The sequence below is a fragment of the Streptomyces actuosus genome, from assembly GCF_016921115.1.
In the GTDB taxonomy this organism is placed as follows: domain Bacteria; phylum Actinomycetota; class Actinomycetes; order Streptomycetales; family Streptomycetaceae; genus Streptomyces; species Streptomyces actuosus_A.
On sequence record NZ_JAFFZS010000083.1, the window covers coordinates 1 to 3558 of the forward strand.

The 3558-nt window shown below is 64.9% G+C and carries 3 protein-coding genes; all 3 read right to left on the minus strand.

What is annotated here, in order from left to right:
- Positions 1-333 precede the first annotated feature (333 nt).
- A complete protein-coding gene (locus tag JS756_RS35535; RefSeq protein WP_205387402.1) occupies positions 334-966 on the minus strand; it encodes a hypothetical protein in 633 nt (210 codons plus the stop codon).
- Between the two features lie 65 nt (positions 967-1031).
- Positions 1032-3041, minus strand: a complete 2010-nt coding sequence (locus JS756_RS35540; protein WP_205387403.1) for an AIPR family protein — start codon at positions 3039-3041, stop codon at positions 1032-1034.
- Positions 3034-3459, minus strand: coding sequence for a PD-(D/E)XK motif protein (locus JS756_RS35545; protein ID WP_275892789.1), 426 nt, complete (start codon positions 3457-3459; stop codon positions 3034-3036). Before JS756_RS35545 ends, JS756_RS35540 begins: the two co-directional genes overlap by 8 nt.
- Positions 3460-3558: the final 99 nt, after the last annotated feature.

The window sequence follows — 3558 nt, forward strand, 5'->3', positions numbered from 1 at the left end:
CGCGTCCCGCTTGAACTCGGCCGTGTACCGCTTACCCATGTTGCTCTTGCTACTCACTACCTGTGACTGCTTCCTCCGGGACCATCCGTCCCAGTATCAAGCTGTCCGGCCGACAGGGGGAACCTCATGGTGACGGTCGCATCGTACTCAAGAGGGCCGAGGACGCGATCAAGGACCTGATCGAGAAGGGAACACCCTGAGTGGCAGCTTCGCGCTGAGGTGCGAACCAACAGGCCAGAATGCCTACGTCTCCGGACCTTGCTGCTCAGATTCGAGGCTGCCGACGAACGGGGGCCGGTTGCCGCTGCCGGGGGGGGCAGACCATCAGCGGCTCTACTCGTTCGCGAGTTCCTCGATCAACTCGGCGAGCCCTTCGGTCCACGATGGCTGGGGCAGCGCATCGAAGGCATCGCGTGCAACCAGGACCGCCCTGCCGAGAACGTGCAGGTCTTTGACGGAGCGCCCGTAGATGTACCATCGCCCGTACACCTGATCGATGCCGCAGCCGCTGTCCTCGATCAGTCGGGCGAGCAGGCCAGCGCGCTCAGGATCGGGCACAGCACCAACCATTGGATACTTGGCGTGATGGCGCTTGTTGAGCCCGCTTGAGCAGGAGTAGAAGGTTGCAATCCGGGCGGCGCTGAGCGCCAAACTGAGCCCCGCCACCCCGATGTCGTTCCAGCGGAACGTGTACGCCATCAGTTCGGCGTAGCCGACGTCGTCGGCGTCGTGCAACTCGTCAAGAATCGCCTCCATCCCGTCGGGCGTCTCAGACCTCCCCGCCCGTTCCAGGAGGGCGTCCTCCTCGGTCAGACACTCTGCGGCCTCTTCCCAGCTCGGGAGCCCCAGGCATTCGTACTCCTGGTGATCCGTGAAGCCCCTGGCCACGTCCTCTGCGCTCAAGCCCGTGAGTAGCGTTTTCAGGTCGTAGTCGCGACAGATGTCCACATCGAACTCGGGAATCATGGCTCCATCTTGGCGAACTGCCTTCTGACATGTCGGTGGTTCTCACATGACGTGCGAACCACCGGCTACGGCTGGGGCGTGAATCCCAGCCGCAGTGCCTCGGTACGAGCGTGCAGGGCTTGGACGGCCTGCGTTTCGGGAACTTCCTGCTCCAGTTCGAGGCGCCTGCCGACGAACTGGGCCAGCTGTCGCTGCCAGGGTTCGAGGTTGCGGGTCTCCTTGGCCCATCGCTCGATCGCGAGCCACTCGTCGGAAGGGACCAGTGCTACCGCCTCGGCCGCCCCCTCGTGATCACCGTCGCCGCCGGCGAGTGCCGCCTCGTCCAGCGAATGGTCCAACAACTCCGACACCAGAGCACGAGGAATCGTCCAGGGCACCCTTGACACAGCGTCCCAGCACGCCGCCTTCTTGGCCCACTCGCCCACGTGGTTTCCCTCAAGCGGCGTGGTCACCGCCCGCATGACACGAGGGCAGAGATCGTGTATCGCGGCCTCGAGCACTGGTGAGACGCCCTGCTCTCGCCAGATCCGATCGAGATCGATCCTTCGGTCCGTCGCCAGGGACAGGCGAGCCACGGTGTAGGTGGTGATCATGCTCTTGTGGCTGCCGGCTCCGTGGATGGCAGCGATCCGGTCCACTGCCTTGAACAGGATGGCCATTGCGATCACCCGCTGGCAGTACTGGACATCGACGCGGGGCGGCGCTTCGTCCAGGTTGACCATGAACTCGACGAAGTTCTTCTGCGCTCCGCGGCTCACGTGGTACGGCAGTTGGTTCCAGGAGTGGACGAACTTGGCGAGGTCCGCCTTCGTGAACTTCTGCTTCGTGGGGTTCAGCTTCTTGAACTGCCGCTGCCTGGCGGGGGTGCGGGCCTTCGCCAGCTCGTCCGTGTACTGGCCGCGCGCCCGCTCGTAGAACCAGTGGGTCTCCTGGCCGCTGCCGTCCGTTGCGGGAGCCCACAGGGAGCGGGTGATGCGCTGCATGTCCACGTGGTAGTCGTGGTTGGAGCTGAAGTCGACCTGGGTCACTCGGTTCTGCGTGTTGGAGTACTCCGAGATCTTCGGAACGATCTCCGAGAGCCGCTCGGGCGCCACCTCCGTCAGCTTCATCTGGACACGGACGTGGGACAGATCAGCCTTGTCGCGGCTCCGCGCGTAATGAAGTGAGGCTGTTGTCTGACCGCCGTTCACGATCTGGAGCCCGTGTACTCCGGAGATGTGGGTCGGCCCGCCGTCCGGTCCTCTCACGAAGTCGACCTGCGACGCGGTCGCGGTGATCCCGTTGTTGTAGGCCAGGAACCTGCCTGGTGCGTGCAACAGGGTCTCCCTGATACCCCGGTTGACCGCTCCGCGGGTCTGGAGGAAGGAGCGGACGTTGAGTTCGAGGAGCCGCGTGCCGTACTCCGCGTACAACTCGGCGAGCAACTCGCCGGGTATGACCGCTAGGACCACGGAGTGGTCCTCTTCCGAACTGGGGGCGGAGACACAGGGAAGCGGGGGGCTGAAGGGCACCATGATGGGCTCGCCGAGGGCGCCCGAGGTCGCGTGACGGTGCAGGCGTGCCAGGTCCCATACCTCGTGGGTCACCGGCAGGCCGTCGAAGTGCGAGACCGGGACCTCGGTCGAGGTGCTCACCCGGTTGCTGAGCAGGAAGAGCCTGATCCGCTGCACCTCGGTGAGAGCCTTCTCGACCGCCGCACACATGTCGTACACGTCGAAGGACTCGTCGATGTGCTGCTGCAGACCGTCCCGGCAACGCTGGACGAACGCCAGAAGCCGTCTGAAGGACGTCTCGGTCTGCGCTTTCGTGAGCTTGGTCTCCAGCGGCGCCAGCTGGAAGTCGGTCACGAACAGGTCCAGGGACTCGCCCGATTCGCCGATGCCGTAGCCGTGAACCTCGTGCCCGTGCATCTTGTGATAGGCGGTGAAGGTGTTGGACACGACGCCGGCCTGCTCCAGGTCTTCGAAGACCCGGCGTGTGAACGCCTCAGGGGTGGTCGTCCCCTCCGCGTCAGCGGTCGCCTGGACGTCGGCGACGAGGCTCCGCGAGAACTCGGCCAGGTCGAGCTCAGCCATGGGATCCCCCGATCAGTTCCTTCACCTCGTCGGCCGTCGCGCGGTGGGCGTCCAGACCCGAGGTGCTCACGTGGTACGTGCAGTCGCCGACGCCCTCGGGCAGGTCCGACTCGACCAGTCTGGGAAAGCCTTCCCGTACATGCCAGAACCGAAGCTCGCGGAGGGTGTACCGGGGTTCTTCGTAGAGGTCACGGTGCCCGGGAAGGTAGCCAGCCTGTATGAGCAGACCGTCGAACCGGGCCCGAGCGGCAGGGCTCGTGAGCCGCTGTCGTATGCCCTCCACCCTCCTGTTCAGGCTCTCTCCCGAACCACCGCGTCGTTCGTCGAGCTGGGCGAGGGCGAGAAGCAGGGCATGGGTACCGGTCCCGTCCAACTGTCGCTCACTGGCGATCTGAAGTTCCCCCCTCGAACTGGACAGCGGGTGTTTACGCTGCCGGGACGAGGTTCTGCCTGAGCAAGGATCTCGTTTCGAGTGGAGTGACGTACCCGTAGTCGGGGTGCCGACGGAGCCGGCTGC

What these genes read in the sequence shown, in the direction of transcription:
- JS756_RS35535 (WP_205387402.1), bottom strand. Translation starts at nt 966, where the DNA reads ATGATTCCCGAGTTCGATGTGGACATCTGTCGCGACTACGACCTGAAA.
- JS756_RS35540 (WP_205387403.1), bottom strand. Translation starts at nt 3,041, where the DNA reads ATGGCTGAGCTCGACCTGGCCGAGTTCTCGCGGAGCCTCGTCGCCGAC.